Below are 24,440 nucleotides of genomic sequence, written 5' to 3'. Positions count from 1 at the left end.
GCATGGCCGGCTACATGCTCACGGTGGTCACCGGCAGCGAGGACTCGGGGGCGAAGTCGAGCCCGCTCGGGTCGCGGCCGCCCATGATCACGCGGGCCGCGAGGGCGGCAACCATGGCGCCGTTGTCCGTGCAGAGGGAGAACTCCGGCACCGCCAGTGAGATCCCCGCCGCATCGCAGCGCTGCCTGGTCAGCGCGCGCAGCCGCGAGTTGGCGGCCACGCCGCCGCCGAGCAGGAGGTTGCGGATGCCCTGCTCCCGGCAGGCGAGGATCGCCTTGGAGGTAATCACGTCCACGACTGCCTCCTGGAACGAGGCGGCGATATCGGCCACGGGCACCGGCTCGCCGGCCGCCTCGAACTGCTCGACGCAGCGCGCGACGGCCGTCTTGAGCCCTGAGAACGACCAGTCGTACCGGTGCGGCCCGGGTTCCTGGGCGGTTCCCATGTACTTGGGCTGGGTGAGGCCTCTGGGGAAGCGGATCGCCTTCGGGTTCCCCTCCCGGGCGATCCTGTCGATCGCAGGGCCTCCGGGGTACCCGAGCCCGAGCAGCCGGGCCACCTTGTCGTAGGCCTCGCCGGCCGCGTCGTCGATCGTGGACCCCAGGAGCTCCACGTCCGCGGCAAGATTGCGCACGCGCAGCACTTCGGTGTGGCCGCCCGAGACCAGGAGGGCGCCGAGGTCGGGCGGGAGCTCGCCGTCGTACACGCCGCCGTCCAGCAGCCCGACGCCCACGTGGGCCACGAGGTGGTTCACGGCGTAGAGCGGCTTCCCCGTCGCGACGGCGAGGGCCTTCGCCCCGCACACGCCGACCATGAGGGCCCCGGCGAGCCCCGGCCCGCTGGTCACGGCGAGCGCGTCGACGTCCTCGAGCGCCACGCCTGCGGTGTCCAGCGCCTCGCGCAGGGTCGGCACGAGGGCGTCGAGATGGGCGCGGGAGGCAATCTCCGGGATCACGCCGCCGAACCGCACGTGCTCGTCCATGGAGGAGGAGACGGTGTTGGCGAGCAGCGTGGTCCCCCGCACGATCCCCACGCCAGTCTCGTCGCACGAGGACTCGATCCCGAGGACCAGGGGCTCCTGGCGGTTCACTCTGCCTCTCCTTCCGCTGCCCGGGCCGGTTCCACCCCGGCGTGCAGCGGCAGCTGCATGATGAGCGCGTCCACGCCGTCGCGGTAGTAGCGCCGGCGGGTGTGGATGTGGGTGAAGCCGAACCGGCGGTACAGCTCCTGGGCGCGCGGGTTGTCCGCTCGGACCTCGAGGAGCACGTCCGCGGCGCCCCGGCGCCCGGCTTCGGCGATGAGCTCGGTCAGCAGGGCGGAGCCGATGCCACGCCCCTCGCGCTCCGGAACGACCGCGATCGTCTGGACGTCCGCTATGGGCGCCACGGCCATGAGCCCCGCGTAGGCCACGATCCTCGGGCCGCCGGGGTCGGCCTCCTCCGCGACGCAGTAGCGGCGGGTCTCGGGCTGGGACAGCTCGTCGCGGAACGCCTGCTCGGGCCACGCGTCGACCGGGAAGAGCGCCTCCTCGAGCGCGTGCACGGCGGGCACGTCCGCCTCGGTCATGTCGCGGAGCACGACGCCGGGCGGCAGCGGCCGCCGTCCCCGCGGCGCAGCGGCACTCGTCCCCGGATCCCCCGCTCCGCCGCTCACAGCGCCTTCTTTCGTGGCCCCGGGACCTGCGCGTCCGACTCGCGCAGGTACAGCGGAGTGGTGTCCAGCAGCGTGCCGCCGGCCGCGAGGCGGGCGGCGGCGGCGAGGCCGAGGGACGCGGCGGTCGGCTGGGCGGTCTCGAAGCCCTCCGCCACGGTGGCGCCCGCGTCGGCGAGCTGCTCCGGGTACAGCCCGGCCCCGGCGCCGTAGACGGGCAGGCCCGGCAGGTCGACCGGCCTCGTGACATGGGGTCCGTCGAGCAGAGTCGCGTCCGAGGTGTACCGGGCCCAGTAGAGCTCCTTGCGACGGGCGTCGATGGCGGCGACGAACTCAGGTGCCGGGTGCGCCGAGGGCTGCGGGGTCTCGGCCGAGACAACGTCCCAGGCAAGCGCGTCGAGGCTCATGAGGCCATCGAGCGGCACGCCCCATGCGAACGCCAGTGCACGGGCCGTGACGATTCCGGAGCGCAGACCCGTGAACGGCCCGGGTCCCACGCCGACGACGATCCGGTCGATTCCGCCCGGCCCGATCCCCTGCTCTGCGAGGAGCGCCTGGATGCCGGGGGCGAGGACCTCGGCGTGCGAGCGGGTGTCCTCGGTGGCGAAGGCGGCCAAGACGGCCGCGCCGGACGCGTCGGGCGCCCCGGGAGCGCCGGCCGACCCGGACGCACCGGACGCACCGGACGCGCCGGCCGCCCCGGGCTCGGCGGCGTGGCTGCGGATCAGCGCGGCGGAGGCGATCGCGGAGGTGTCGATGGCCAGGAGGATCACCGGGCCTCCCCCATCCCGGCGGGATCGACCCGCTCGACGGCCGGCCAGGCGATCCGCGGGCCACGGGCCCAGCGCGGGCCGAAGGCGCGGATGAGCACGAGCCGTGGCTCGTCGTCGTCCTCGGTGTCGAAGTCCAGCGTCAGGCCCGCCTCGGGGGAGCCCGCCTCGGAGGCTGACTCTGCGGCTGACGGCGCGGGAGGCGCTGCCGGGCGCCGCAGCTCGATGTCCAGCCGGCTGTCGGAGAGGTCCTCGATCAGCCCGCGCCCCCACTCGACCACGGTCACGGCCGTGTCGGCCCAGTTCTCGAGGTCGAGGTCGGCGACTTCGCCCTGGCCGCTGAGCCGGTAGGCGTCGACGTGGACCAGGTCCGGGCCGCCGGGGCGCGGCCCGTGGACGAGGTTGGGGTGGATGCGCACGAGCACGAAGGTGGGCGAGATGATGCCCGGCCGCACGCCGAGGCCCTCGCCGAGGCCCTGGGTGAAGGTGGTCTTGCCGGCGCCGAGCTCGCCGGTCAGTACCACGAGGTCACCGGCTTCGAGCTCGCGGCCGAGGGCCTCGCCGATCGCCTGCGTCTCCTCGGCGGAGGCGGGCGCGAAGGCGGCCTCCCACTCGGGGGCGTCCGCAGCGGGGCCGGGTGAACCCGTCGCAGCCGGACTCACGCGCCGTCCCCCACATAGACGCGGGGCACGCGCCCGCTGATCCTGGTGACGATCTCGTAGTTGATGGTCTGGGTGGCGCGGGCCCAGTCGTCCGCGGTGGGACCGCCGTCCTCGCCGTTGCCGAAGAGCACGGCCTCTGCCCCGAGGAGGGCCTCGGGATCGGCGTCGGCCCCGAGGTCCACGACGATCTGGTCCATCGCCACACGCCCCACCACGGGGTAGGTGCGTCCGGCAATCCGCACCGGCCCACGCTCGGAGGTGCGGGGAACGCCATCGGCGTACCCGAGCGGCACGAGCCCGAGCGTCCCCGCGGACGGCGTGCGGTAGAGCAGCCCGTAGCTCACGCCCTGGTCGGCAGGCACGCGCTTGGCCTGAGACAGCGTGGCCCGCAGGGTCATCGCGGGCCGGAGGCCGAGGTCCGCGGCGGTCTGGTCGGCGAACGGCGAGAGTCCGTAGATGGAGATCCCGGCTCGCACCAGCTCGAAATGGGCGTCGGGGCGGGAGAAGATCGCCGGCGAGTTGGCGATGTGGCGCACCTCGAGGTCGCAGCCGGCGTCCTCCGCGAGCGCGATGGCATCGCGGAACGCCTCAAGCTGGTCGTCCGTCTCGGGGCGCGTCGGCTCGTCCGCGACCGCGAGGTGGCTGAAGACCCCGACGACGCGCAGGAGCCCCTCGTCCTGGTACTCGACGGCCTCGCCCACCACCGACTCCCAGCGGTCGGCCGTGACGCCGTTGCGGCCGAGACCGGTGTCGATCTTCAGGTGGATCCTGGCCGGGCGCTCCTGCTCGCGGGCGGCCGCGACGATGGCGTCGAGCTCCCATCCCGAGCAGCCGAGGTCGATGCCGGCGGCGACCGCCGCGGAGAAGTTGGAGTCCGGGGTGTGGAGCCACGCGAGGATCGGTGCGTCGATGCCCGCTGCGCGCAGCGCGAGGGCCTCGCTGATGTGCGCGACGCCGAGCCAGGACGCTCCTGCCTCGAGCGCTGCCCGCGCCACCCGCGTGGCGCCGTGCCCGTACCCGTCGGCCTTCACCACGGCCATCACCCTGGCCGGCTCCGCAACCCTGCGGACGGTTGCCACGTTGTGGCGGATCGCGTCCAGATCCACCACCGCGGCGCGCTCGGGAAGACGGACGGCGGGCATGCTGGAAGTGTCGGGGGAAGCCTCGGAAGTCACGCCCAGAGTCTACTCGCGGCGCGCCGGGCGCTTCTGACGCGCCCGCCGCCGCCCACTCGCCGAGAGCACGACGGCGGGCACCCGGCGTCGTGCGTCTCAGCGCCCGCGCCCTCCCGCTCGGCAGGCGGCGCAGCCCGGGGGGCACGTAGCCTAGGGTTCGTGCAGCACCGTGACCGCGTGGCGATGATCTCCCTCCACACGTCCCCGCTCGAGCAGCCCGGGGCCGGGGACGCGGGCGGGATGAACGTCTACGTGTCCCAGCTCGCGCGGGCGCTCGCGGCCGGCGGTCTGGGCGTGGACATCTACACGCGTGCCACGTCAGCGGAGCAGCCGGAGACTGTGCCCCTCGCGGACGGGGTGCTTGTCCACCATGTCGAGGCGGGGCCTCTGCGGCGGCTGGCGAAGGAGCAGATGCCCCCGCTCGTGGCGGAGTTCGCCGCGGGCATGCTCGCACGGATCGAGGGTGGGGAGTCCGCGGTCCCGAGGGTGGTCCACAGCCACTACTGGGTCTCGGGGATGGCGGGGCTGGAAGTGTCTCGCGAGCTGGGCGTTCCGCTCGTGCACACGATGCACACGATGGCCCGGGTCAAGAACCTGCACCTTGCCGCCGGCGACGTGCCGGAGCCCTCCAACCGCGAGCGCGGGGAGCAGCGCCTCGCGGACGAGGCTGCGCGGTTCACCGCCAACACCGCGATGGAGCGGGACGAGCTCGTGCGCCACTACGGGGTGGATGACGACCGCATCGACGTGGTCTCCCCGGGCGTGGACCTCGACGTGTTCCGGCCGGCGTTCCGGGGACGGTCACGGATGGGGCGCGGTGTTCGGGCCGCGGACTTCCATGTGCTGTTCGCGGGGCGGATCCAGCGGCTCAAGGGCCCCCAGGTGCTCGTCGCCGCGGCGGCCGAGCTGCGGCGGCGCCGGCCCGACATCCCGCTGCGCGTCACGGTCGTGGGGGCGCCGAGCGGATCCGCCGGGCTGGACCTGGACCTGCTGGCGGAGGCGGAGGGACTGGGCGACCGCGTGCGGAGGCTGCCGCCCGTGCCCGCCGCGGAGCTCGCCGAGTGGTACCGGTCTGCGGACGTGGTGGCCATGCCGAGCTTCTCGGAGTCGTTCGGGCTCGTGGCGCTCGAGGCGCAGGCGTGCGGAACGCCGGTCGTCGCCGCCCGCGTGGGTGGGCTCACGCGCGCAGTGTGCGACGGGCGCACGGGCTTCCTCGTGGATGGGCACGAGCCGTCGCGGTGGGCGGCGGTCCTCGAGCAGCTGCACGACGATCCCGAGACCCGGTGGGATCTGGGCCGCGCCGCGTCCATCTACGCCGAGCGCTTCGGCTGGGAGGAGACGGCCGAGGGCACGCGGGCCGCGTACCGCACGGCCCTGCGCGAACAGGCGCCTGCAACTCTCGGCTGACCCACTCCGCTCCCCCGCGTCCCCTGCGGGGTAGGGTGGCGCCATGACCGCCACGGCATCGACGCCCAGCGCACCGCATCCGGGCTCACCCCTGCCCAATGACCTCGAGATCGCCCGCGCGGCAACGCTGCGCCCGATCGCGCAGATCGCCGAGGAGGTGGGCATCCCCGAAGACGCGCTCGAGCTGTACGGCCGGTACAAGGCGAAGATCGACGTCGGCCGCCTCCCCGACGCGGACCGGCACGGACAGGTGGTGCTCGTCACGGCGATCTCGCCCACCCCGGCCGGGGAGGGCAAGTCGACGCTCACCGTGGGCCTGGCGGACTCCTTGGCCCGCGCGGGCAAGCGCACCATGATCGCGATCCGCGAGCCCAGCCTGGGCCCGATCCTAGGCATGAAGGGCGGTGCGACCGGCGGCGGCAAGTCCCAGGTCCTGCCGATGGAGGACATCAACCTCCACTTCACCGGCGACTTCCACGCCATCACGGCGGCGAACAACGCCCTCTGCGCGCTGATCGACAACCACATCTTCCAGGGCAACGCGCTCGGCATCGACCCGCGGCGGGTGACGTTCAAGCGGGTCATGGACATGAACGACCGTTCACTCCGCCAGATCGTCATCGGCCTCGGCGGCGCGGCCCAAGGCGTCCCGCGGGAGGCGGGGTTCGACATCACGGTCGCCTCCGAGGTCATGGCCGTGTTCTGCCTCGCCTCCTCGGTGACGGACCTCAAGGAGCGGCTGGGCCGCATCACCTTCGGCTACACCTACGACCGCAGGCCGCTCACCGTCGCCGAACTCGGTGCGGGAGGCGTCATGGCCATGCTCCTCAAGGACGCGATCAAGCCGAACCTCGTCCAGACCATCGCGGGAACGCCCGCGCTCGTCCACGGCGGGCCCTTCGCGAACATCGCCCACGGCTGCAATTCGGCCCTCGCGACCACGACGGCGCGCCGGCTTGCCGACATCGTGGTCACCGAGGCCGGCTTCGGGGCGGACCTGGGGGCCGAGAAGTTCCTCGACATCAAGTCGCGCGCGGCGGACGTCGCCCCCTCGGCCGTCGTGGTCGTGGCCACCGTGCGGGCGCTGAAGATGCACGGCGGCGTGGCCGTGGACGCGCTCAAGACGCCCGATGTCGGCGCGCTCGAGCGCGGCTTCGCCAATCTCGCCAGGCACGTCGAGAACGTGCGCAAGTTCGGGCTCGAGCCCGTGGTGGCGGTCAACGCGTTCGTGAGCGACGCGCCCGAGGAACTCGACGCCGTCGTGCGCCTGTGCCGGGAAGCGGGCGTGCGCGTCGCGGTGGCGGACGTCTGGGGTCGGGGAGGCGGGGGCGACGGCGGCGACGACCTCGCGCGGGAAGTGCTCGCCGCGCTCGAGCACCCGGGCACCGCCCACCCGCTGTACCCGCTCGAGCTGAGCGTCGAGGAGAAGATCCTGACGGTGGTCCGCGAGGTCTACCGCGGGGCAGCGGTCGAGTTCTCGGAGGCGGCGACGAAGACCCTGAAGCAGGTCCACGACAACGGCTGGGACGGCTTCCCGGTCTGCATGGCGAAGACGCAGTACTCGTTCTCCGACGATCCGAGCCTGCTCGGCGCACCAGAGGGCTTCATCGTCCACGTGCGGGAGCTCTGGCCGCGCACAGGCGCGGGATTCATCGTGGCCGTCACGGGCTCTCTCATGACGATGCCGGGGCTGCCGAAGGTCCCGGCTGCGATGCGGATGGACCTCGACGAGGACGGCCAGGTCGTCGGACTGTTCTGAGACGCCCTCGGGCTGCAGACCCACGACGGCGCGTGCCCGCCGCAGTGGGCGGGCAACGCGCCGTCGTGCGTGCGGGCGTCAGCGCTCGAGCTCGCCCCGGATGTAGGCCTCGACGTCGGCGCGCGCGGCGTCGTCGTTCTTCTGCACGGGCGGGGACTTCATGAAGTACGCGCTCGGGGAGATCAGCGGGCCGCCGATGCCCCGGTCGAGGGCGATCTTCGCGGCGCGCACGGCGTCGATGATGACACCGGCCGAGTTCGGCGAGTCCCAGACCTCGAGCTTGTACTCGAGCGAGACGGGGGCGTCGCCGAAGTTGCGGCCCTCGAGGCGGACGAAGGCCCACTTGCGGTCGTCGAGCCAGGCCACGTAGTCGGACGGACCGATGTGGACGTCACGCTCGGCGAGCTCCGCCTCGACGTTGGAGGTCACCGCCTGGGTCTTGGAGATCTTCTTGGACTGCAGGCGCTCGCGCTCGAGCATGTTCTTGAAGTCCATGTTGCCGCCCACGTTGAGCTGGTACGTGCGGTCCACGGTGACCCCGCGGTCTTCGAACAGCTTCGCGAGCACGCGGTGCGTGATCGTGGCACCGATCTGGCTCTTGATGTCATCGCCCACGATCGGCACGCCGGCCTCGGTGAACTTCGCGGCCCACTCCGGGGTCCCGGCGATGAACACGGGAAGCGCATTGACGAACGCCACGCCGGCGTCGATCGCGCACTGGGCGTAGAACTTCGCGGCCTTGTCCGACCCCACGGGCAGGTAGCAGACCAGCACGTCCGCATGGGCCTTGCGGAGGGCCGCCACCACATCCACCGGCTCCTCCGGGGACTCCTCGATGGTCTCGAGGTAGTACTTGCCGAGCCCGTCGAGGGTGTGGCCACGCTGGACGGTCACGCCGGTCGGCGGCACCTCGGCGATCTTGATGGTGTTGTTCTCGCTCGCGCCGATCGCGTCGGCGAGGTCGAACCCGACCTTCTTCCCGTCCACGTCGAACGCGGCCACGAACTCGAGGGACCCGACGTGGTAGTCGCCGAACGTCACGTGCATGAGCCCGGGGACCGTATCGTTCGGGTCTGCATCGCGGTAGTACTGCACCCCCTGCACGAGGGAGGCGGCGCAGTTCCCCACGCCCACGATGGCTACACGGATCTTCTTCTCGGACACGGCACTCCTCATCACGTCGTCCCGCGGCGCCTCGCTGACGTGCTTCCCTGCGTGCCGCGGCACTCCATCCTATCCACGGTCCTCCTCCAACCCGACGCGGCTCCCTAGACTGGGCCCCATGGGACGAAACACAGCGAAGAAGAAGAAGTGGGCAGAGCTCAGCGGCGGGCAGCGATTCGGGGTGGTGGTGGGGGCAGCTGTCCAGCTCACGCTGCAGGCCCTGGCGCTGCGGGACATCGCCAAGCGCCCAGCCGACCAGGTCAATGGACCCAAGCTCGCCTGGGCCGGAGCAACGTTCATCAACACCATCGGACCGATCGCGTACTTCCTCGTGGGCCGCAAGCCGGTCCCGACGAAGGTCACCAAGGGCACCGGAAGCGACGCTTCCACGGCCGGCATGAAGACCTCCCTGGGCGTCTCCCTCGGCAAGAAGCTCGGCTAGCGCCGAGACGAGGACCGCCCCGTTACCGAACTGTGCCGTCATTAAGATCCGGTGACACCGCCGCGGCGAACGTGACCGGCCAGTAGGGCCCGTGCTAGGACTGAGGAGCTAGACCCAAACGCACCTATCAGTTCTAGTCATGATCGACCCCATACAAGGAGAAGACGTGGGCATTATCGGTTGGATCATTCTCGGTCTCATCGCCGGCGCGATCGCGAAGGCGATCCTGCCCGGCCGGCAAGGGGGCGGCTGGATCGCCACCCTTGTCCTCGGTGTCGTCGGGGCCCTCCTCGGCGGCTTCCTCTCAAGCCTCATCTTCGGAAGCAACTCGATCAACGGCTTCTTCAACATCGGCACCTGGATCACCGCGATCATCGGTGCCCTGATCGTCCTGGTCATCTGGGGACTCATCACGAAGCGACGCGCCTAGGCGCCGAGGAACGCAAAGGAACACGGGAGAGGCCGGCACCGCAGCAGCGGTGCCGGCCCCTTTCGCGCACCCAGCGCCGCCGCTGCGCCTCGGGTGAGCCGCGGTCACTGCTGCGGCGCCGGGCTGCGCCGCTGCGCTGCCCGCAGGCCGGCGATCTCCCTCTTGAGCCGGGCGTTCTCGTCTTCGAGCTCGAGCACGATGCGGATCCCGTCGACCGTCAGACCAGCCTCCACCAGCCCGGCGATCCGCCCGAGCCGCTCGACGTCGTCCTCGCTGTAGCGCCGCGTGCCGCCATCGGTGCGCGACGGCGTCAGCAGGCCCTTGCGCTCGTACAGGCGAAGGCTCGACAGGGCCATGCCGGAGAGCTCGGCGGCGACCGAAATGGCATAGACGCCGTCCGAGGAGCGCCGCTCGCGGGCCATTCGACCTTCCTTTCGAAAAGCACTTGATCTGTGCTGATGGACCTATTATATCTATTCCTGTAGAGACAGATTCGGCCAGTAACGGATTGCTCTACGGACCACGCGACGACCCTCAACAGAACATCTGGAGGTGGCAGAGATGCTGATGCGAACAGATCCATTCCGTGAACTCGACCGCCTGACGGAGCAGGTCTTCGGGAATGGGTCGCGACCCACGACCATGCCGCTCGAGGCCTGGCGCGAGGACGGCGAGTTCGTCGTCGAGTTCGACCTTCCCGGTGTGGACCCGGAGACCATCGACGTCGACGTCGAACGGAACGTCCTCACCGTGCGGGCGGAACGGAAGTCTCACCGGCCGGAAGGCGCCGAGGCCATCGCGGCGGAGCGTCCGTCCGGCACGTTCGGGCGCGAGCTCATCCTTGGGGACGCCCTCGACACCGGCAAGGTGACGGCGGAGTATGCGGACGGCGTCCTGACATTGCGGATCCCCGTGGCCGAGCAGGCGAAGCCGCGCAAGATCGCGGTCTCGACGACGAATTCGAAGAAGGAGATCGCGGCCTGAGGGACCTCAGCCCCGGCAGGACCCCGCGTGGGTCCCGCCGGGGCCCGGCCTCCACAGCGAGGAGGCTGACATGCGCGGGAGAGACTTCTACGACGTGCTCGGGGTGGAGAGGTCCGCGAGCCCGCAAGAGGTCCGGGCCGCGTATCGGCGGCTCCTGCGCGAGCTTCACCCTGACCGTGGCGGCCACGGGACGGCCGCGGAGCGCGAACGGCTCGGCGAGATCATGGAGGCCTACGCGGTCCTCGGACGCGAGGACCGCCGGGCAGCCTACGACGCCGCGCTCGAGCGGGCCGAGTCCGTCCTGTGGGCCCGCGAACTGCGGCGCAGCAGTGAATGGCTCGCGCCGAGACCCGCTGCCCGGACCGATCGCGAGGATGACCTGCTGTGGTTCCTCCTCCGCTGGTTCCCATGAGATCCATCCGCTTGCCCGTGTACCGGTGAAGGAGGGGGCATGACCCCGCAGCAGAGCGGCTGGCGCCGCTACGACACGACCCTGTTCCCCGTGTTCCACGAGAGGTTCGAGGAGAAGTGGGGAGAAGGGACCGCGCCGTTCCTGGACCCCAGCGTCTACGACAGTGAGCAGCCGCGGCCCCGTGCCCAGTGGATCAATGTCGACACAGGGGCCGCCGTGGCGGTGGTTCCCGTGTGGGAGGACGATCCGGCGGCCCGCTCATTCGCGGTGTTCTACCTTCCGCCGGCGGGCGGGATCTGGGTGCTGCGGCCGCCCGGGCTCTCGACCTACATTGAGGCCGTGGGCAACGGGTCAGCGGCGAGCGCCGGAGCGGCGGCGCTGCGCAACGACTCCTTCCAGAAGGCCGTGGCGCACGCCGAGCAGTTCATCTTCGGCATCTAGAAAGGAGAAAGGAGACCATGGCGCGCATCACCATCGACGGGATCCTCTACGACGTCGAGGGCATGGACGGCTCCGCCCTCGCCCAGCGCGTGGCCGATGCCCTGGATGGCGGGGCCGCCTGCACCCTCGACGCGAGCCGCTTCGGCGGCCCCAAGCCGGTGCAGGGTCACCTTGTCATCGCGGCCGGCCAGTCGTTCTTCATCACCGGATAGGCCCGGAAGCCGGCGCCAGGCCGGTTCCGGTCCTCAGGCCGGTTCCGGTCCTCAGGCCGGTTCCGGCCCTCAGGCGGAGAGCACGACGCCGGCCACGCCCGGCACGCGCACGGCCTCGCCGGAGCCTGCGCTCACCACGGCGCAGTCGTCCCTCGTGGCCACGACGATCCGGCCCGAGAAGCCGGCGGGCAGGGGAATCTCGGCCGGCCCGGGGCCGAGGTTCACGCCGACGATGGCCCCCGGCCGCCGCCACGAGACCCACCGGGCTCCCGGCTCCCCGGAGCCGCTCCCCTCATGGGTGCGGCTATCCCCCGACAGCACCTCGGTCTCGTCGAGGCCACCGGACCACAGGCCCGGCAGCTCGGCCCGTGCGGCGATCAGGTGCCGGTACAGCGCGAGGAGCCGGGCGCCGTCGGGCGTCTGGGCCTGGGACCAGTCCAGAACGGACCGGGCGAAGGTGGCCGGGTCCTGCGGGTCCGGCACGAGCGCCGGGTCCCAGCCCATGCGGGCGAACTCGGCCACGCGCCCTTGGGCGGTGGCGGCAGCGAGCTCGGGCTCCGGGTGAGACGAGAAGAACTGCCAGGGGGTCGTGGCGCCGTACTCCTCGCCCATGAAGAGCATCGGTGTGAAGGGGCCGGACAGCGTCAGCACGGCCGCGACCGCCAGGCCGTCCCATCCGAGCACGGCGCTCGGGCGGTCGCCTGCGGCCCGGTTGCCCACCTGATCGTGGTTCTGGCTCGAGACGACCAGCTGCGAGGGCCGCACGGTTGCGGGATCCAGCGGTCGGCCGTGGACGCGGCCCCGGAAGCTCGAGTACGTGCCGTCGTGGTAGAAGCCGCCGCGGAGCACCTTGGCGAGCGCCTCGGGGTCGGCGAAGTCGGCGTAGTAGCCCGCCGTCTCACCGGTGAGGGCCACGTGGACCGCGTGGTGGACGTCGTCCGCCCACTGGCCCGCGAGGCCGTATCCTCCCCTGGCGCGGCGCGTGATGAGGCGCGGGTCGTTGAGGTCGGATTCGGCGACGAGGACCTTGCGGCGCCCCGTTGCCGCCTCGACGTCCTCGGCCACGAGCTGGAGCTCCTCGAGGAGCGTGAGCGCGCGGCGGTCCACGAACGCATGGACCGCGTCGAGGCGCAGCCCGTCCACCCGGTAGTCCTCGAGCCACATGCGCGCGTTCGCGAGGATGTGGGCGCGGACCTCGTCGGAGCCCGGTGCGTCCAGGTTCACGGCCGCGCCCCAGCCCGTCGCGGCACCTTCGACGAGGTAGGGGCCGAACAGCGGCGCATAGTTCCCGCTCGGCCCGAAGTGGTTGTAGACCACGTCCTGGATGACCCCGATCCCCGCGGCGTGGGCCGCATCGACGAACCGCTGGTAGGCAGCGGGACCGCCGTAGCCCTCGTGGACCGCGTACCAGAGGACGCCGTCATAGCCCCAGTTGCGCGGCCCGTTGAAGGCGTTGACCGGCAGGAGCTCGACGAAGCCCACGCCAAGGTCCGCGAGGTACGGGAGTCGCTCCGCCGCGACGTCGAGCGTGCCCTCCTGAGTGAACGTGCCCACGTGGAGCTCGTAGATGACGGAGCCGGGGAGCTCGCGGCCCGCCCACGTGTCGTCGGCCCACGCATGCGCGGCCGGATCGAAACCCGCGGAGAGGGCGTGGACGCCGTCGGGCTGGCGCCGCGAGCGGGGATCAGGGTACGGGCCCTCGCCGTCGAGGAGGAAGCCGTACCGCTCGCCCCTCGCGAGGGCCTCCGCCACTCGGCCCGCTGCGGACGACGGCGGCCGCCACCACCCGTTCCCGGCCTCCTCGAGCGGGAGGTGCTCCTCGGCAGCATCCCCTCCGCCGAGGACGAGCTCGACCCGCGACGGCACGGGCGCCCACACGCTTCCGGCGGGCCTCGGCTCCGCTTCCCCCTGCAGGCGCGTCTCCTCCGCGCTCGGTGACCCCTGCACCATCGAAGCCTCCTCACTCATGGCCGATCGCCTCCTCGGGAACGAGCAGGGCCACCGGGAGGGTGGCCAGCACCTCCGACACGAGCACCTCGCCCTCGCTGAAGGCCGCCCCCGTGAAGGCGTCGCGGGCGGGGCGGGCAAGCCGGACCGTCGTCGCGCCCCACCCCCCGGCCCGGTCCAGGCCCGCGGGCAGGCGGGTGGCGAGGACGGCAGCACCCCGCTCTCCCCGTCGGAACCCGATGAGGTGCGAGGCCGCTGGCCCGGAGGCCTCGATGGGCGCATAGCCGGTGAAGAGCTCTGGCCTGTCGCGGCGCAGCCGCAGCGTGCGGGAGACCACGAGCAGTTTGGCATCCTGGTCGAGCGGCCCGAGCACGGGGGCGCCGGCGTCGAGCGCGGCCAGCGCCTTGGTGCGGGCCGCGAAGTCCACGTCGCGGCGGTTGTCGGGATCGCACAGGGAGCGGTCCCACAGCTCCGTGCCCTGGTAGACGTCCGGGACGCCGGGCATGGCCAGCTGCAGGAGCTTGGCGGTGAGGCCGTTGGAGGCTCCGAAGGGGGCGATCCGGTCGGCGAAGGCCGAGATGATGGGGTAGGCCGCGCTGTCCGGGTCCGTGGCGGCGTCCACGAGCCGGTGCACCGCGGCCTCGAACTGCTCGTCCGGCGCGGTCCAGAGGGTGTGGACCCCGGCCTCCCGTGCCGCCTTCTCTGCGTACTGGCCCAGGCGGTCACGGTCCGCCGGCCACGAGCCGAGGACTGCCTGCCACAGGAGGTTGGCCAGCGGCCCGTCGACTCTGGCCCCCTCCTCGTCCGGCGCGTTACCGGCGGGCACGGCCTCCATCAGCGCGGGGAGGGCCGCCGCCCACTCCTCAGCGAGCTCGGACAGCACCGTGATGCGTGCACGCGTGTCCTCGCTGCGCTTCGTGTCGTGCGTGGTGAGGGCAGTCATCGAGTGCGGCATCCGGCGCTCCCGCTCAGCATTGGATGCGTGGAACTCGCCCGGGGACACCGAGAACATGGTGGGGTCCCCGCCCACCTCCGTCAAAGTGCCCAGGCGCGAGTAGCGATAGAACGCGGTGTCCTCGACGGCCTTGGCCATGATCATGCCGGTGGTCTGCTGGAAGCGGCGGCACAGCTCCTCGCGCGGGTCGGCGAGCCGGGGCTCGAGCGCCTCGATCACCTCTGCGAGGTCAGGGCGCTCGGCGGCGGCGTCCCGACACGCGCCGGCCAGGACCGCGAGATCGTGTTCCTGGCCCTGATGGGCCGACTCGCCATGTGCGAGGCTCGCCTCGTCAGGGTCTCGGGTCGCCTCGGTGCCATCCTCGGACTCCTCGGCCCGGTCCGGGGTCAGGTACGTGCGGTACACCGGGAAGTGGGCAGCGATCTCGGCGAGAGCATCGGCGAGGACGTCAAGGGAGGGGCGCTGCGAGTCCCCGGCTCTGCCCTCCTCCGCGGCGGCGCCCTCCTGCTCGGGCGGCGGAGCAGCGGCAAGCCGTGCCAAGCGCAGGATCTCCGCGCGGAGCAGCCCGTCGGCCATCCAGCGCTTCGTCCCGTGCACCATCTCGGCGTAGTCCGCCGGCTCGCCGCGCAGTCGCGTGTCGAGCCCCGTGAGGGGTGCCTCCCCCGCAGGGTCGACGAGGACGCGGTCCACGAGGCCGAGCGCGTCGTATCCGGTGGTGCCCTCGCAGGCGAAGTCGTCCGGCAGTGACTCCCCGGGCTCGAGGATCTTCTCCACGAGCGTGTACGCGCCGCCCGAGAGCTCGCGGAGCCGCTCGAGGTACTCCTCGGGATCGAAGAGCCCGTCCGGGTGGTCGATCCGGAGCCCGTCCACAAGCCCCTCCTCGATCCAGCGGCGCACCTCGGCGTGGCTCTGGGCGAACACCCAGGGGACCTCCACCCGCACACCGGCGAGCGTGTTGACGGCGAAGAAGCGACGGTAGTTCAGGCGGGTGTCCGCCTCCCGCCACGGGATGAGCCGGTAGTGCTGGCGGTCGTGCACCGTCCGGGCAGAGTCCCCGTGCTGCCAGGAGCCCGGGGCCAGCGGGTAGGAGTTGTCGTAGTACCAGAGCCGGTTGCCCTCGATCCTGAGCAGTTCGAGGTCCTCCGCGGAGCCGAGGACGGGCAGGAGCACCTTGCCGTCCCCGGCATCCCAGTCGACGTCGAACGCGTCCGCGTACCGCGAGCCGCGGCCCTCGCGCAGGAGGTGCCACCACCATGGGTTCTCCTCGGGGACGGCCACGCCGAGGTGGTTCGGCACGATGTCCACGAGGACGCCCATCCCCGCCCCGCGCGCGGCACCCGCGAGCGCGGAGAGGCCTTCCCGGCCCCCGCGCTCCCGGTCCACCCGGGACGGCCCCGAGACGTCGTACCCATGCTCGGACGAGCCCACCGACTCCAGCAGGGGTGAGAGGTAGAGCCAGTCCACGCCGAGGGAGGACAGGTACGGCACGAGCGCCGCGGCGTCGTCCAGGGTGAACTCGGGGCGGATCTGGAGTCGGTAGGTCGAGGCGGGGGTCTTCACAGGGCTCCTTCTCGCGCCGGGACTACTTTCCGGCGAGGCTCGAGGACGGCTGGTTCGTGGAGGCGGAGCCTGCCTGGGCGGCCAAGGACGCGGCCACGGAGTGGTCCACCTCCTCGACCACGGGCTCGTGGGCGCGCAGCACGGCCAGGCTCTTGGCGGGCACGGTCAGCACCTCCTCGGCCTTGATCTCGGTGGCTCCGGCGGCCTGCCCGGAGGTGTCCAGCAGCACATCCCAGCCTGGCGCGTACTCCTGGCTGGGGAGGTGGAACTCCACGTCCGAATCATTGGCGTTGAAGTACATGAGGAAGTGGGCGTCCGTGATGGGCCGGCCATAGAAGTCCTGCCCGCGGATGCCATGGCCGTTGAGGAACACGCCCACGCTGCGCTCCAGCGGCACGTCCCAGTCCTCGGGGACCATCGGCCGGCCGTCAGCCCCAAGCCACTCGATGTCCGGCAGCGGCTGGCCCTCGTCGCGGCGCACGGGCCGCCCGTCGAAGAAGCGGCTGCGGCGGAACGTGGGGTGCTCGGCGCGCAGACGGGTCACGGCGGCGGTGAACTCGATGAGCGGGTTGTCTGCGCTCTCCCAGTCGATCCAGGACAGCTCGTTGTCCTGGCAGTAGACGTTGTTGTTGCCCTGCTGGGTGCGGCCGAGTTCGTCGCCGTGGGCGATCATGGGCACGCCCTGGGAGAGCAGGAGGGTGGCGATGAAGTTGCGCTGCTGGCGGGCGCGCAGCTCGAGCACCGCCGGCTCGTCCGTGGGACCCTCCGCGCCGCAGTTCCAGGAGCGGTTGTGGCTCTCGCCGTCGTTGTTGTCTTCGCCGTTGGCCTCGTTGTGCTTCTCGTTGTACGAGACGAGGTCCCGCAGGGTGAAGCCGTCGTGCGCGGTGACGAAGTTGATGGACGCCACGGGGCGGCGGCCGTTGTGCTCGTAGAGGTCTGCGGAGCCGGTGAAGCGCGAGGCGAACTCGCCCAGGGTCGAGGGCTCGCCGCGCCAGAAGTCGCGCACCGTGTCCCGGTACATTCCGTTCCACTCGGTCCACTGCGGCGGGAAGTTGCCCACCTGATAGCCGCCGGGGCCAACGTCCCACGGCTCGGCGATGAGCTTGACCTGGGAGACCACCGGGTCCTGCTGGATGAGTTCGAAGAAGCTCGAGAGCTTGTCCACGTCGTAGAACTCGCGGGCAAGGGTAGCGGCCAGGTCGAACCGGAACCCGTCCACGTGCATCTCGGTGACCCAGTACCGCAGCGAGTCCATGATGAGCTGCAGCGCGTGCGGGTGGCGGACGTTGAGGGAGTTGCCGGTGCCCGTGTAGTCCATGTAGTACTGCTGGTCGTCCTCGACGAGGCGGTAGTACGCGCCGTTGTCGATCCCGCGGAAGGACAGGGTGGGGCCCAGGTGGTTGCCCTCGGCGGTGTGGTTGTAGACCACGTCGAGGATCACCTCGATTCCCGCCCGGTGCAGGGTGCGGACCATGGCCTTGAACTCCTGGACCTGCTGGCCCGTTGACCCGCTCGAGGAGTAGCCGGCGTGCGGGGCGAAGAAGCCGATGGTGTTGTAGCCCCAGTAGTTGTGCAGGCCCTTGTCCTGGAGCGTGCTGTCATCGACGAACTGGTGCACGGGCATCAGTTCCAGGGCGGTCACCCCGAGCTTCGTGAGGTGATTGACGACGGCGGGGTGGGCCACGCCCGCGTAGGTTCCCCGCAGTTCCTCGGGAACCTCAGGATGCTGCTCGGTGAGCCCCTTGACGTGCGCCTCGTAGACCACCGTACGGTGGTACGGCACGCGCAGCTGCGAGTCGCCCTGCCAGTCGAAGAAGGGGCTCGTGACCACGCCGAGCATCATGTGCGGCGCGGAGTCCTCGTCGTTGCGGCTCGCTGGGTCCCCGAACGTGTAGGAGAACAGCGGCTGGGCCCAGTCCGGCTGGCCCATGACGGCCTTGGCGTAGGGGTCCAGGAGCAGCTTGTTCGGGTTGCACCGCTGGCCGGTGGACGGGTCGTACGTGCCGTGGACGCGGTAGCCGTAGAGCTGGCCCGGCTGGACGTTGGGGAGGTAGCAGTGCCACACGAACCCGTCCACCTCGGTCATCGTGATGCGTTCCTCGTGCCGGTCCTGGTCGAAGAGGCACAGCTCAACGGACTCGGCGGCCTCGCTGAAGATCGCGAAGTTGGTCCCCTTGCCGTCGAACGTGGCGCCGAGGGGGTAGGCCGTGCCGGGCCAGATGTCCTTCTCCATGTGTTCAGCTCCTTGCTGTTCGGCCCACCGTGGGGCCGTTTGGGGCATCCTAGCGAGTCTATGTGACGGTTCTGCGCCGGGTGCCGTGCGACGCAGCGTCAGGTGGCGACGGCGTCGGCGAGCGCGAGATGGTCGAGCGCGATGCCGCCCGGGTGGATCAGGCCGCCGCCCGCAGTGCATCCGCGGGCAGCTCCGAGTAGGGGAGCCCAAGCTGCAGCTCCCCCGGGAACGGCAGCGGCACGAGCCCGGCGTCGAGGCGGAAGCCGCACCGGCAGCGCCACTCGAGCGCGCCGGCTCCGGGCGCCTCCCCCACTCCGTCCGGGCCCACGCCGAGCACCATAGACTCCCGGCAGTGGGCGGGGCCCCCATTCGGGGCGGCTCCGAGGAGGCGCTGCGTCTCGGGGGGCGCCACCGGGCGCCGGGTCTCCAGAGGCTGGGGAAGGGCAATCGGATCCTGCAGCACGCTCGTCTCCTCAAAGCTAGATTCTTTAGTTAGTAGCTAGACTAGCTAGTTATATAGGAGACAGGAGATGAAGTCGAGCAGAGCAGCGTGGGAAAGCAGAGAACCAAGCTATGATCGATTGCTAGATAATCTAGCTATCTCGGGAGGTTTGAGATGCAGATACGGCGCCAGACCGGCTACTGGTACAAGCAGGACACCGAGCACAAGGCGCAGGCTGTCCGCATCCTGAACGCGCTGCGGGACTACCGCGCCGCTGAATCGGCCATGCGCCGGCGCACCCGCGACGCCATGTCCATGGGCGAGACGGACCTGCTCGCGCTGCGGTACCTGCTGGAGGCGGAATCACGGGGCCAGCAGCTCTCCCCGAAGGACCTCGCGGTCCGGCTGGGGATCACCTCTGCGTCCATGACGAGCCTGATCGACCGGCTGGTCCGCAGCGGGCATGTGCGCCGTGAGCCGCACCCTACGGACCGCCGCGCGCTCGTCCTGCGCCCCACCCCGGGCTCCGACGACGAAGTCCGCAAGACCCTCGGCGCCATGCACGAGCGCATGATCTCGGCCGCCGGCAACCTGAGCAAGGACGAGGCGGACACCGTGATCCGCTTCCTCGAGAACATCCGCGCGGCCGTGGACCAGATCGAGCCGTCCAAGCACTCCTGACGCATCCTGCTCGGCCGCGCAGCGCGCCGGCGCCAGGGGCCGGGCTAGCCTGAGGGCTATGACAGCCGCTCCTGTGCCCTACGTCCTGTTCCCCGGGAACGCGCGCGAAGCCCTCGGCTTCTACCACGGGGTCTTCGGCGGCAGCCTGTCCCTGTTCACCCGCGAGCAGTTCGGCCGCACCGACGCACCCGGCGACGCGATCGCGCACGGCGAGCTGACCGGCGTCGTGCACCTCAGCGGCGCCGATGCCGACGCCGGCGGACCGGCTGTGCGGACAGAGGGCCTCATGCTCTCCCTCCTCGGGACTGCGGACGAGGCGACGCTGCGGGCCTGGTTCGCCGGCCTCGCCGACGGCGGGCGCGTGGTGGACGATCTGCAGGAGCGCCCGTGGGGCGCCTCGGACGGGCAGGTTGTGGACCGGTTCGGCCTCCACTGGCTCATAGGCTTCGAGCCCTCCTAGGGAGGCCGCTCAGCGGACCACCTTGAAGTTGAACGCGGGTCCGCCCAGGGCGCCCCAGAGCCGGACCCAGACGGGGATCATCATCTCGGTGCCCCGGGCACCGGTGATGTCCCCGAGGTCGATGATGTCGCGGTGGCCCAGCTCGGCCAGGAGCGTGGTGACGGTGGCCTTGGCGTCCTGGTTGTTCCCGCAGATGAACACGGTGCCGGGCTCGGGCAGCACCTCGGGATGTGCCATGACCATGGCGTTGACAGTGTTCAGCGCCTTCACCACCCGCGCGGCAGGGTAGGCGCGCTGGATCCGCTCCCCGAGGGAGTCGGTGTCCTTGACGAACAGCGTGGGCGGCAGCCCGTGGGTGACGTCCAGGGGGTTGGCCACGTCCATGAGTACCTTGCCCGCGAGGCCGTGCGGTCCGGTCAGGGCGAGCACGTCAAGGGAGGCGCCGCCGTTCGTGGCGTTGACCACGAGCTCAGCGGCCCCGACGGCGTCGGCGAAGGTGGCAATGCCCACGGCCCTGTGCTGCGCCGCCCAGTCGCCGAACTCCCCCTCCCCCGTGCGCGCCAGGGTAGCCTGCGGGTCCCGGGTCCCCACCGTGACGGTATGGCCGAGTTCGGCGAAGCGTCCGGCGAGCGTGCGGCCCACGAGTCCGGTTCCGAGGATGGCGATGTCCATGGCTGGGTCCTTCTCACGGGGCAGGCGCGGTGGAGCGGGCGTTGGAATTCTAGACCGGCCGCCCGCGCCCGTCGACGGCGCGGACGGCGGGCTGTGGTCAGCGGCCCCGCGCCCCGGGGCCCGACTGCTTACCGAGGGTCCGGTTTCGTTTCCTCGATGGCTGGGTAAAGCTGACGCAATCGGGCCCGTGGGCGCCATTCCGGCTGCCTCCTGCCGTCCGTTTGTGGAAAGCGGGTTGGCATGGCCGAGCAGAACCGTGGGCCCAGCGTGGCTCAGGATCTCGTGGGAGGCAGGTACCGGCTGCTCGAGGTGATCGGGCGAGGCTCGACGGCGGCCGTGCACCGTGCGCTCGACGAGTCCCTGGGCCGGGAGGTCGCCGTCAAAGTCATGCGTCCCGCAGACATGGACGAGGCTGAGCTGCGGCGCAGCGACACCGAAGTGAAGCTGCTCGCGCAGCTGAGCCACCCCGGCCTTGTCACGCTCCTCGACGCCGGGACTGAACGCACCGCCTGCGGCGACCCGCGCGTCTTCCTCGTCATGGAGCTGGTGGCGGGCGCCGACCTGCGCGACGGCCTCCGGCACGGTCCGTTGGACCCCTCCGACGTCGCAGGGATCGGCCGCGACCTGTGCGAGGCCCTCAGTTACGTGCACGGCCGCGGAGTGGTCCACCGGGACATCAAGCCCGCCAATATCCTCCTGCTGGACCGTCCGGACGCCGCGGCAAGGTTCCGCGCGAAGCTCACCGACTTCGGCATCGCCTGGGTTCCGGACTCTGAGCTCACTCTGGAGGACGCCGTCTCCGGGACCCCCGCGTTCCTCAGCCCGGAGCAGGTCCGCGGTGACCATGCCGGCCCGCCCAGCGACGTCTATTCGCTGGGTTTGGTGCTGCTCCAGTGCCTCACCGGGACGATGGCGTTCCCTGGTCCACCACTCGAGAGCGCCGTCCGGCGGCTCACCCTCCCGCCGCCCATCCCCGACGACGTCGATCCCCTCTGGGGTGAGCTCCTTGCGGGGATGACGGCGATGGATCCGACCGCACGCCCCTCCCCCGCGGAGGCGGCCGCCGCCCTCCAGAGGATCGCCGCACTGGACGTCCTGGCGTGGCCCCTGCCGGAACTGGAGGAGGCAGAGGAGTCGCTGCGTCTTGGCGAGGTGCGCGGCTACACCGCCCCGGGCATGGCACAGACGGGCTCCCTCGACCGGATCACACGCCTGGCTGCCCGCGCCCTGGACGTGCCGATGGCGGCGATCAGCATCGTGGACGCGGACCGGATCTGGTTCCTCGCCGCACGCGGCCTCGAGGCGAATGGCGTGGGTCGGGACCCGGGACTGTGCGCGTCCGCGGTCCTCCAGGACGATCTATGGGTCCTCCCGGACGCCGCGGCGGCCCCCTGCGCCGCCGCGAACCCGCTGGTCTGCGGGGAGCTCGGCGTGCGGTTCTACGCCGCCATGCCGCTGAAGACTCCGGCCGGGGCGAACATCGGCACCCTGTGCGTGCTGGACCGCGTGCCACGCACCCTCACGCGGGCGCAGGCGGCGATGCTGCGCGATCTGGCTGGCCTTGCCATGGATCAGCTCGTCCTGCGCCGCGCCGCGCTCGAGGCAAGCTCCCCCGCCGTCGGGCGTGCCGCCGTCGTGAGTGCCGCCGCCGTGCGGCCAGCCGCCCTGCCCGAGCCGGAGCCAATGCCGCCGGCGGGCCGGGCGCCCCTCGTGGGCCTGCCGAGCGCAAGCTGACCCAGCTGCCGGGGGCGGCTACTCTTCCCGTGCCGCCTCGAGCACCACGGCGCTGCGGGCCGGGACGGTGAACACCTCGTTGGCTGCGGTGGTCTCCCCCACGAGGTGTTCGGCGCACGTGGTGAGCACGGTGGACCACTTCTGCGGGAAGGGCCCGTCGGGGATGTGGTAGTCCACGTCGTTCTCCGCGGCGTTGAGGATCACGAGGAAGTCGGAGTCGCCGGGCGCCCGACCGTGCGAGGGCACGGCGTTGCCGTTGAGGAAGAACGCGAGGGACTTGGCCCAGTCCTCGTCCCAGTCGGCGTCGCCCATCGAGGACCCGTCCGCGTCGATCCAGGCGATGTCCGGCAGGGGGTCGCCCTCGGCGGGATCCACGGGGCAGCCGTCGAAGAAGTGCCGGCGCCGGAATACGGGGTGGTCGGCCCGAAGGCGCAGCAGCCGCCGGGTGAAGTCGAGCAGGCTGGAATCGACGTGTTCCCAGTCGATCCACGTGGTGGCGTTGTCCTGGCAGTACGCGTTGTTGTTCCCGCTCTGGGTGCGGCCCAGCTCGTCGCCGTGGGAGAGCATGGGCACGCCCTGGGAGAGCATGAGGGTCAGCAGGAGGTTGCGCTGCTGCCGGGCCCGCAGCTCGAGGATGCCCGGGTCCGCGGTGGGCCCCTCGGCGCCGCAGTTCCATGAGCGGTTGTCATCCGCGCCGTCGCGGTTGCCCTCGCCGTTGGCCTCGTTGTGCTTGCCGTCGTAGGAGACGAGGTCCGCGAGGGTGAAGCCGTCGTGCGCGGTGACGAAGTTGATCGAGGCGCTGGGCTTGCGCCCCTCGTCCTCGTACAGGTCCGCGGAGCCGGCCACGCGCATGGCCAGCTCGCGCAGCGTGCCGGGCTGGCCGCGCCAGAAGTCGCGCACCGTGTCCCGGAACCGCCCGTTCCACTCGGTCCACTGCGGGGGGAAGTTGCCCACCTGGTAGCCGCCGGGGCCCACGTCCCACGGCTCGGCGATCAGCTTGGTGCGGGAGAGCACCGGGTCTGCGGCCACGAGCCCGAAGAACGGCGAGACCATGTCCACCGTGCCCTCCTCCCGGGCGAGCGTGGCAGCGAGGTCGAACCGGAAGCCGTCCACGTGCATCTCGGTGACCCAGTAGCGCAGCGAGTCCAGCACGAGCTGGAGGGTGAGCGGGTGGCCCACGTTGAGGGAATTGCCGGTACCGGTGTAGTCCATGTAGTAGAACTCGTTGCCCGGCACGAGATGGTAGTAGGCGGCGTTGTCGATCCCGCGGTAGCTCAGCTGCGGTCCGAGGTGGTTGCCCTCGGCAGTGTGGTTGTAGACCACGTCCAGGATCACCTCGATCCCGGCCCGGTGGTACGCCTTGACGAGCTCCTTGAACTCGTAGATCTGCTGGCCGTGGTCCCCCGAGGACGAGTACGCGGCGTGCGGCGCGAAGAAGCACACCGTGTTGTAGCCCCAGTAGTTCACCAGCCCCTTCTCCAGCAGGGTGGAGTCGTGGACGAACTGGTGCACGGGCATGAGCTCCACCGCGGTCACCCCGAGCTCGGCGAGGTGGCGCACGACGGCGGGGTGGGCGGCTCCCGCGTATGTCCCCCGGCACGCTTCGGGAACCTCGGGGTGCAGCTGGGTGAGGCCCTTGAGGTGCGCCTCGTAGATCACCGTCTCGTTGTAGGGGGTGCGCGGGTGGGCGTCGCCCTCCCAGTCGTACTCTGCGTGGTCTACCACCACCGAGAGGGTGCTGTGGCCCAGGGAGTCGGAGGTGTCCATGGTGGCCGGGTCGCCGAACACGTAGGCGTGCATCTGCTGTCCCCACTCGGTGCGGCCGGAAACGGCGAGCGAGTGCGGGTCGAGGAGCAGCTTGGAGGGGTTGAACCTCAGGCCCCGGCCCGGGTCCCAGGGCCCGTGGACGCGGTAGCCGTAGTGCTGCCCGGGCGCGCATCCGGGCACGGTGCCCTCCCAGCGCACCGCCTGCTCCCCCGCTGTGGTCCCCGTGCGGGCCAGATCGAAGCAGCGCTGCTCCCACGTCTCGTGGTCCACGAGGCAGACTTCCACGCGTTCAGCCGCCGGGGCCGTCGCGAGGGCGAAGTCCGTCCCGCTGTCGGTGGGCCGGGCGCCCCAGAACGGGGACTGCGCGGTGGAGTCCATGGGGCGACACTAGCGGACCCCTGCGACATTCTCGGAACTTCCGCTTCCCGCAGCCTTGGCCCCCGCGTGGCGGGTGCCTACCGTGGGTAAGTGGAGGCCCTCA

24 protein-coding genes are annotated in these 24,440 nt (G+C 71.3%); 11 read left to right on the top strand and 13 right to left on the bottom strand.

Annotation, left to right across the window (positions count from 1 at the left end; genetic code table 11):
- Positions 1-10: 10 nt before the first annotated feature.
- From tsaD to alr, 5 genes are all read right to left on the bottom strand, one after another.
- Positions 11-1,090 (bottom strand): tRNA (adenosine(37)-N6)-threonylcarbamoyltransferase complex transferase subunit TsaD, encoded by a 1,080-nt coding sequence (gene tsaD, locus IE231_RS06505; protein WP_189693131.1) that lies wholly within the window; start codon positions 1,088-1,090, stop codon positions 11-13.
- Positions 1,087-1,566, bottom strand: coding sequence for a ribosomal protein S18-alanine N-acetyltransferase (gene rimI / locus IE231_RS06500; protein ID WP_189693302.1), 480 nt, complete (start codon positions 1,564-1,566; stop codon positions 1,087-1,089). The genes tsaD and rimI overlap by 4 nt, the downstream gene beginning before the upstream one ends.
- 83 nt (positions 1,567-1,649) lie before the next feature.
- Entirely contained in the window at positions 1,650-2,423 is a 774-nt protein-coding gene (tsaB, locus tag IE231_RS06495; protein ID WP_189693130.1) for a tRNA (adenosine(37)-N6)-threonylcarbamoyltransferase complex dimerization subunit type 1 TsaB, read from the bottom strand.
- Positions 2,420-3,082, bottom strand: a complete 663-nt coding sequence (tsaE, locus tag IE231_RS06490; RefSeq protein WP_189693129.1) for a tRNA (adenosine(37)-N6)-threonylcarbamoyltransferase complex ATPase subunit type 1 TsaE — start codon at positions 3,080-3,082, stop codon at positions 2,420-2,422. Before tsaE ends, tsaB begins: the two co-directional genes overlap by 4 nt.
- Positions 3,079-4,257, bottom strand: coding sequence for an alanine racemase (alr, locus tag IE231_RS06485; protein WP_374189419.1), 1,179 nt, complete (start codon positions 4,255-4,257; stop codon positions 3,079-3,081). Before alr ends, tsaE begins: the two co-directional genes overlap by 4 nt.
- Positions 4,258-4,440: 183 nt before the next feature.
- Here alr and mshA point away from each other — a divergent pair, with 183 nt between their 5' ends.
- Positions 4,441-5,664, top strand: coding sequence for a D-inositol-3-phosphate glycosyltransferase (mshA, locus tag IE231_RS06480; RefSeq protein WP_189693300.1), 1,224 nt, complete (start codon positions 4,441-4,443; stop codon positions 5,662-5,664).
- Positions 5,665-5,707: 43 nt separating this feature from the next.
- Entirely contained in the window at positions 5,708-7,423 is a 1,716-nt protein-coding gene (locus IE231_RS06475) for a formate--tetrahydrofolate ligase (protein WP_189693128.1), read from the top strand.
- Between the two features lie 78 nt (positions 7,424-7,501).
- Here IE231_RS06475 and IE231_RS06470 read toward each other — a convergent pair whose 3' ends face one another.
- Positions 7,502-8,587 (bottom strand): inositol-3-phosphate synthase, encoded by a 1,086-nt coding sequence (locus IE231_RS06470; protein WP_189693127.1) that lies wholly within the window; start codon positions 8,585-8,587, stop codon positions 7,502-7,504.
- A gap of 118 nt (positions 8,588-8,705) precedes the next feature.
- On the opposite strand from IE231_RS06470, the gene IE231_RS06465 reads away from it, so the two are divergent.
- Both IE231_RS06465 and IE231_RS06460 read left to right on the top strand, forming a co-directional pair.
- A complete protein-coding gene (locus IE231_RS06465) occupies positions 8,706-9,029 on the top strand; it encodes a PLD nuclease N-terminal domain-containing protein (RefSeq protein ID WP_189693126.1) in 324 nt (107 codons plus the stop codon).
- Between the two features lie 166 nt (positions 9,030-9,195).
- The gene (locus IE231_RS06460; RefSeq protein WP_189693125.1) at positions 9,196-9,459 is read left to right on the top strand and encodes a GlsB/YeaQ/YmgE family stress response membrane protein; all 264 of its coding nucleotides are present in this window, start codon (positions 9,196-9,198) and stop codon (positions 9,457-9,459) included.
- Between the two features lie 104 nt (positions 9,460-9,563).
- On the opposite strand, the gene IE231_RS06455 is transcribed toward IE231_RS06460, so the two are convergent.
- A complete protein-coding gene (locus IE231_RS06455; protein ID WP_189693124.1) occupies positions 9,564-9,881 on the bottom strand; it encodes a MerR family transcriptional regulator in 318 nt (105 codons plus the stop codon).
- A 139-nt stretch (positions 9,882-10,020) separates the two neighbouring features.
- Here IE231_RS06455 and IE231_RS06450 point away from each other — a divergent pair, with 139 nt between their 5' ends.
- The 4 genes from IE231_RS06450 (at position 10,021) to IE231_RS06435 (ending at position 11,508) form a co-directional block, all read left to right on the top strand.
- Positions 10,021-10,443 carry an Hsp20/alpha crystallin family protein gene (locus tag IE231_RS06450; RefSeq protein ID WP_189693123.1) on the top strand — a complete coding sequence of 141 codons (423 nt, stop codon included), beginning with the start codon at positions 10,021-10,023 and terminating at the stop codon, positions 10,441-10,443.
- A gap of 70 nt (positions 10,444-10,513) precedes the next feature.
- The gene (locus tag IE231_RS06445) at positions 10,514-10,855 is read left to right on the top strand and encodes a DnaJ domain-containing protein (RefSeq protein WP_189693122.1); all 342 of its coding nucleotides are present in this window, start codon (positions 10,514-10,516) and stop codon (positions 10,853-10,855) included.
- A 39-nt stretch (positions 10,856-10,894) separates the two neighbouring features.
- Complete coding sequence (locus IE231_RS06440) at positions 10,895-11,296, top strand: hypothetical protein (RefSeq protein WP_189693121.1); 402 nt, start codon at positions 10,895-10,897, stop codon at positions 11,294-11,296.
- 17 nt (positions 11,297-11,313) lie between these two features.
- The gene (locus tag IE231_RS06435) at positions 11,314-11,508 is read left to right on the top strand and encodes a hypothetical protein (RefSeq protein ID WP_189693120.1); all 195 of its coding nucleotides are present in this window, start codon (positions 11,314-11,316) and stop codon (positions 11,506-11,508) included.
- 69 nt (positions 11,509-11,577) lie between these two features.
- On the opposite strand, the gene treZ is transcribed toward IE231_RS06435, so the two are convergent.
- The 4 genes from treZ to IE231_RS06415 form a co-directional block, all read right to left on the bottom strand.
- The gene (treZ, locus tag IE231_RS06430; protein WP_229866539.1) at positions 11,578-13,476 is read right to left on the bottom strand and encodes a malto-oligosyltrehalose trehalohydrolase; all 1,899 of its coding nucleotides are present in this window, start codon (positions 13,474-13,476) and stop codon (positions 11,578-11,580) included.
- Positions 13,469-15,970, bottom strand: a complete 2,502-nt coding sequence (gene treY, locus IE231_RS06425) for a malto-oligosyltrehalose synthase (protein WP_189693119.1) — start codon at positions 15,968-15,970, stop codon at positions 13,469-13,471. The genes treZ and treY overlap by 8 nt, the downstream gene beginning before the upstream one ends.
- A 22-nt stretch (positions 15,971-15,992) precedes the next feature.
- The gene (glgX, locus tag IE231_RS06420) at positions 15,993-18,203 is read right to left on the bottom strand and encodes a glycogen debranching protein GlgX (RefSeq protein ID WP_189693118.1); all 2,211 of its coding nucleotides are present in this window, start codon (positions 18,201-18,203) and stop codon (positions 15,993-15,995) included.
- 157 nt (positions 18,204-18,360) lie between these two features.
- A complete protein-coding gene (locus IE231_RS06415) occupies positions 18,361-18,666 on the bottom strand; it encodes a hypothetical protein (protein WP_189693117.1) in 306 nt (101 codons plus the stop codon).
- Between the two features lie 153 nt (positions 18,667-18,819).
- Between IE231_RS06415 and IE231_RS06410 the strand changes: the two genes are divergently transcribed.
- Positions 18,820-19,326, top strand: coding sequence for a MarR family winged helix-turn-helix transcriptional regulator (locus IE231_RS06410; RefSeq protein ID WP_189693116.1), 507 nt, complete (start codon positions 18,820-18,822; stop codon positions 19,324-19,326).
- A 58-nt stretch (positions 19,327-19,384) separates the two neighbouring features.
- Positions 19,385-19,786: a VOC family protein gene (locus IE231_RS06405; RefSeq protein WP_189693115.1), complete on the top strand. Its 402-nt coding sequence runs from the start codon at positions 19,385-19,387 to the stop codon at positions 19,784-19,786.
- A 9-nt stretch (positions 19,787-19,795) separates the two neighbouring features.
- On the opposite strand, the gene IE231_RS06400 is transcribed toward IE231_RS06405, so the two are convergent.
- Entirely contained in the window at positions 19,796-20,458 is a 663-nt protein-coding gene (locus tag IE231_RS06400) for an NADPH-dependent F420 reductase (protein ID WP_189693114.1), read from the bottom strand.
- Between the two features lie 240 nt (positions 20,459-20,698).
- On the opposite strand from IE231_RS06400, the gene IE231_RS06395 reads away from it, so the two are divergent.
- Positions 20,699-22,192, top strand: a complete 1,494-nt coding sequence (locus tag IE231_RS06395; protein WP_189693113.1) for a protein kinase domain-containing protein — start codon at positions 20,699-20,701, stop codon at positions 22,190-22,192.
- A gap of 18 nt (positions 22,193-22,210) precedes the next feature.
- On the opposite strand, the gene glgX (IE231_RS06390) is transcribed toward IE231_RS06395, so the two are convergent.
- Positions 22,211-24,337, bottom strand: a complete 2,127-nt coding sequence (gene glgX / locus IE231_RS06390) for a glycogen debranching protein GlgX (RefSeq protein WP_189693112.1) — start codon at positions 24,335-24,337, stop codon at positions 22,211-22,213.
- Positions 24,338-24,440: the final 103 nt, after the last annotated feature.

Origin of the sequence: Sinomonas cellulolyticus, from assembly GCF_014656475.1 — a bacterium.
Lineage (GTDB): Bacteria > Actinomycetota > Actinomycetes > Actinomycetales > Micrococcaceae > Sinomonas > Sinomonas cellulolyticus.
The sequence above is the reverse complement of the archived record's forward strand: the minus strand, read 5'-3'. Positions and strand labels throughout refer to the sequence as shown.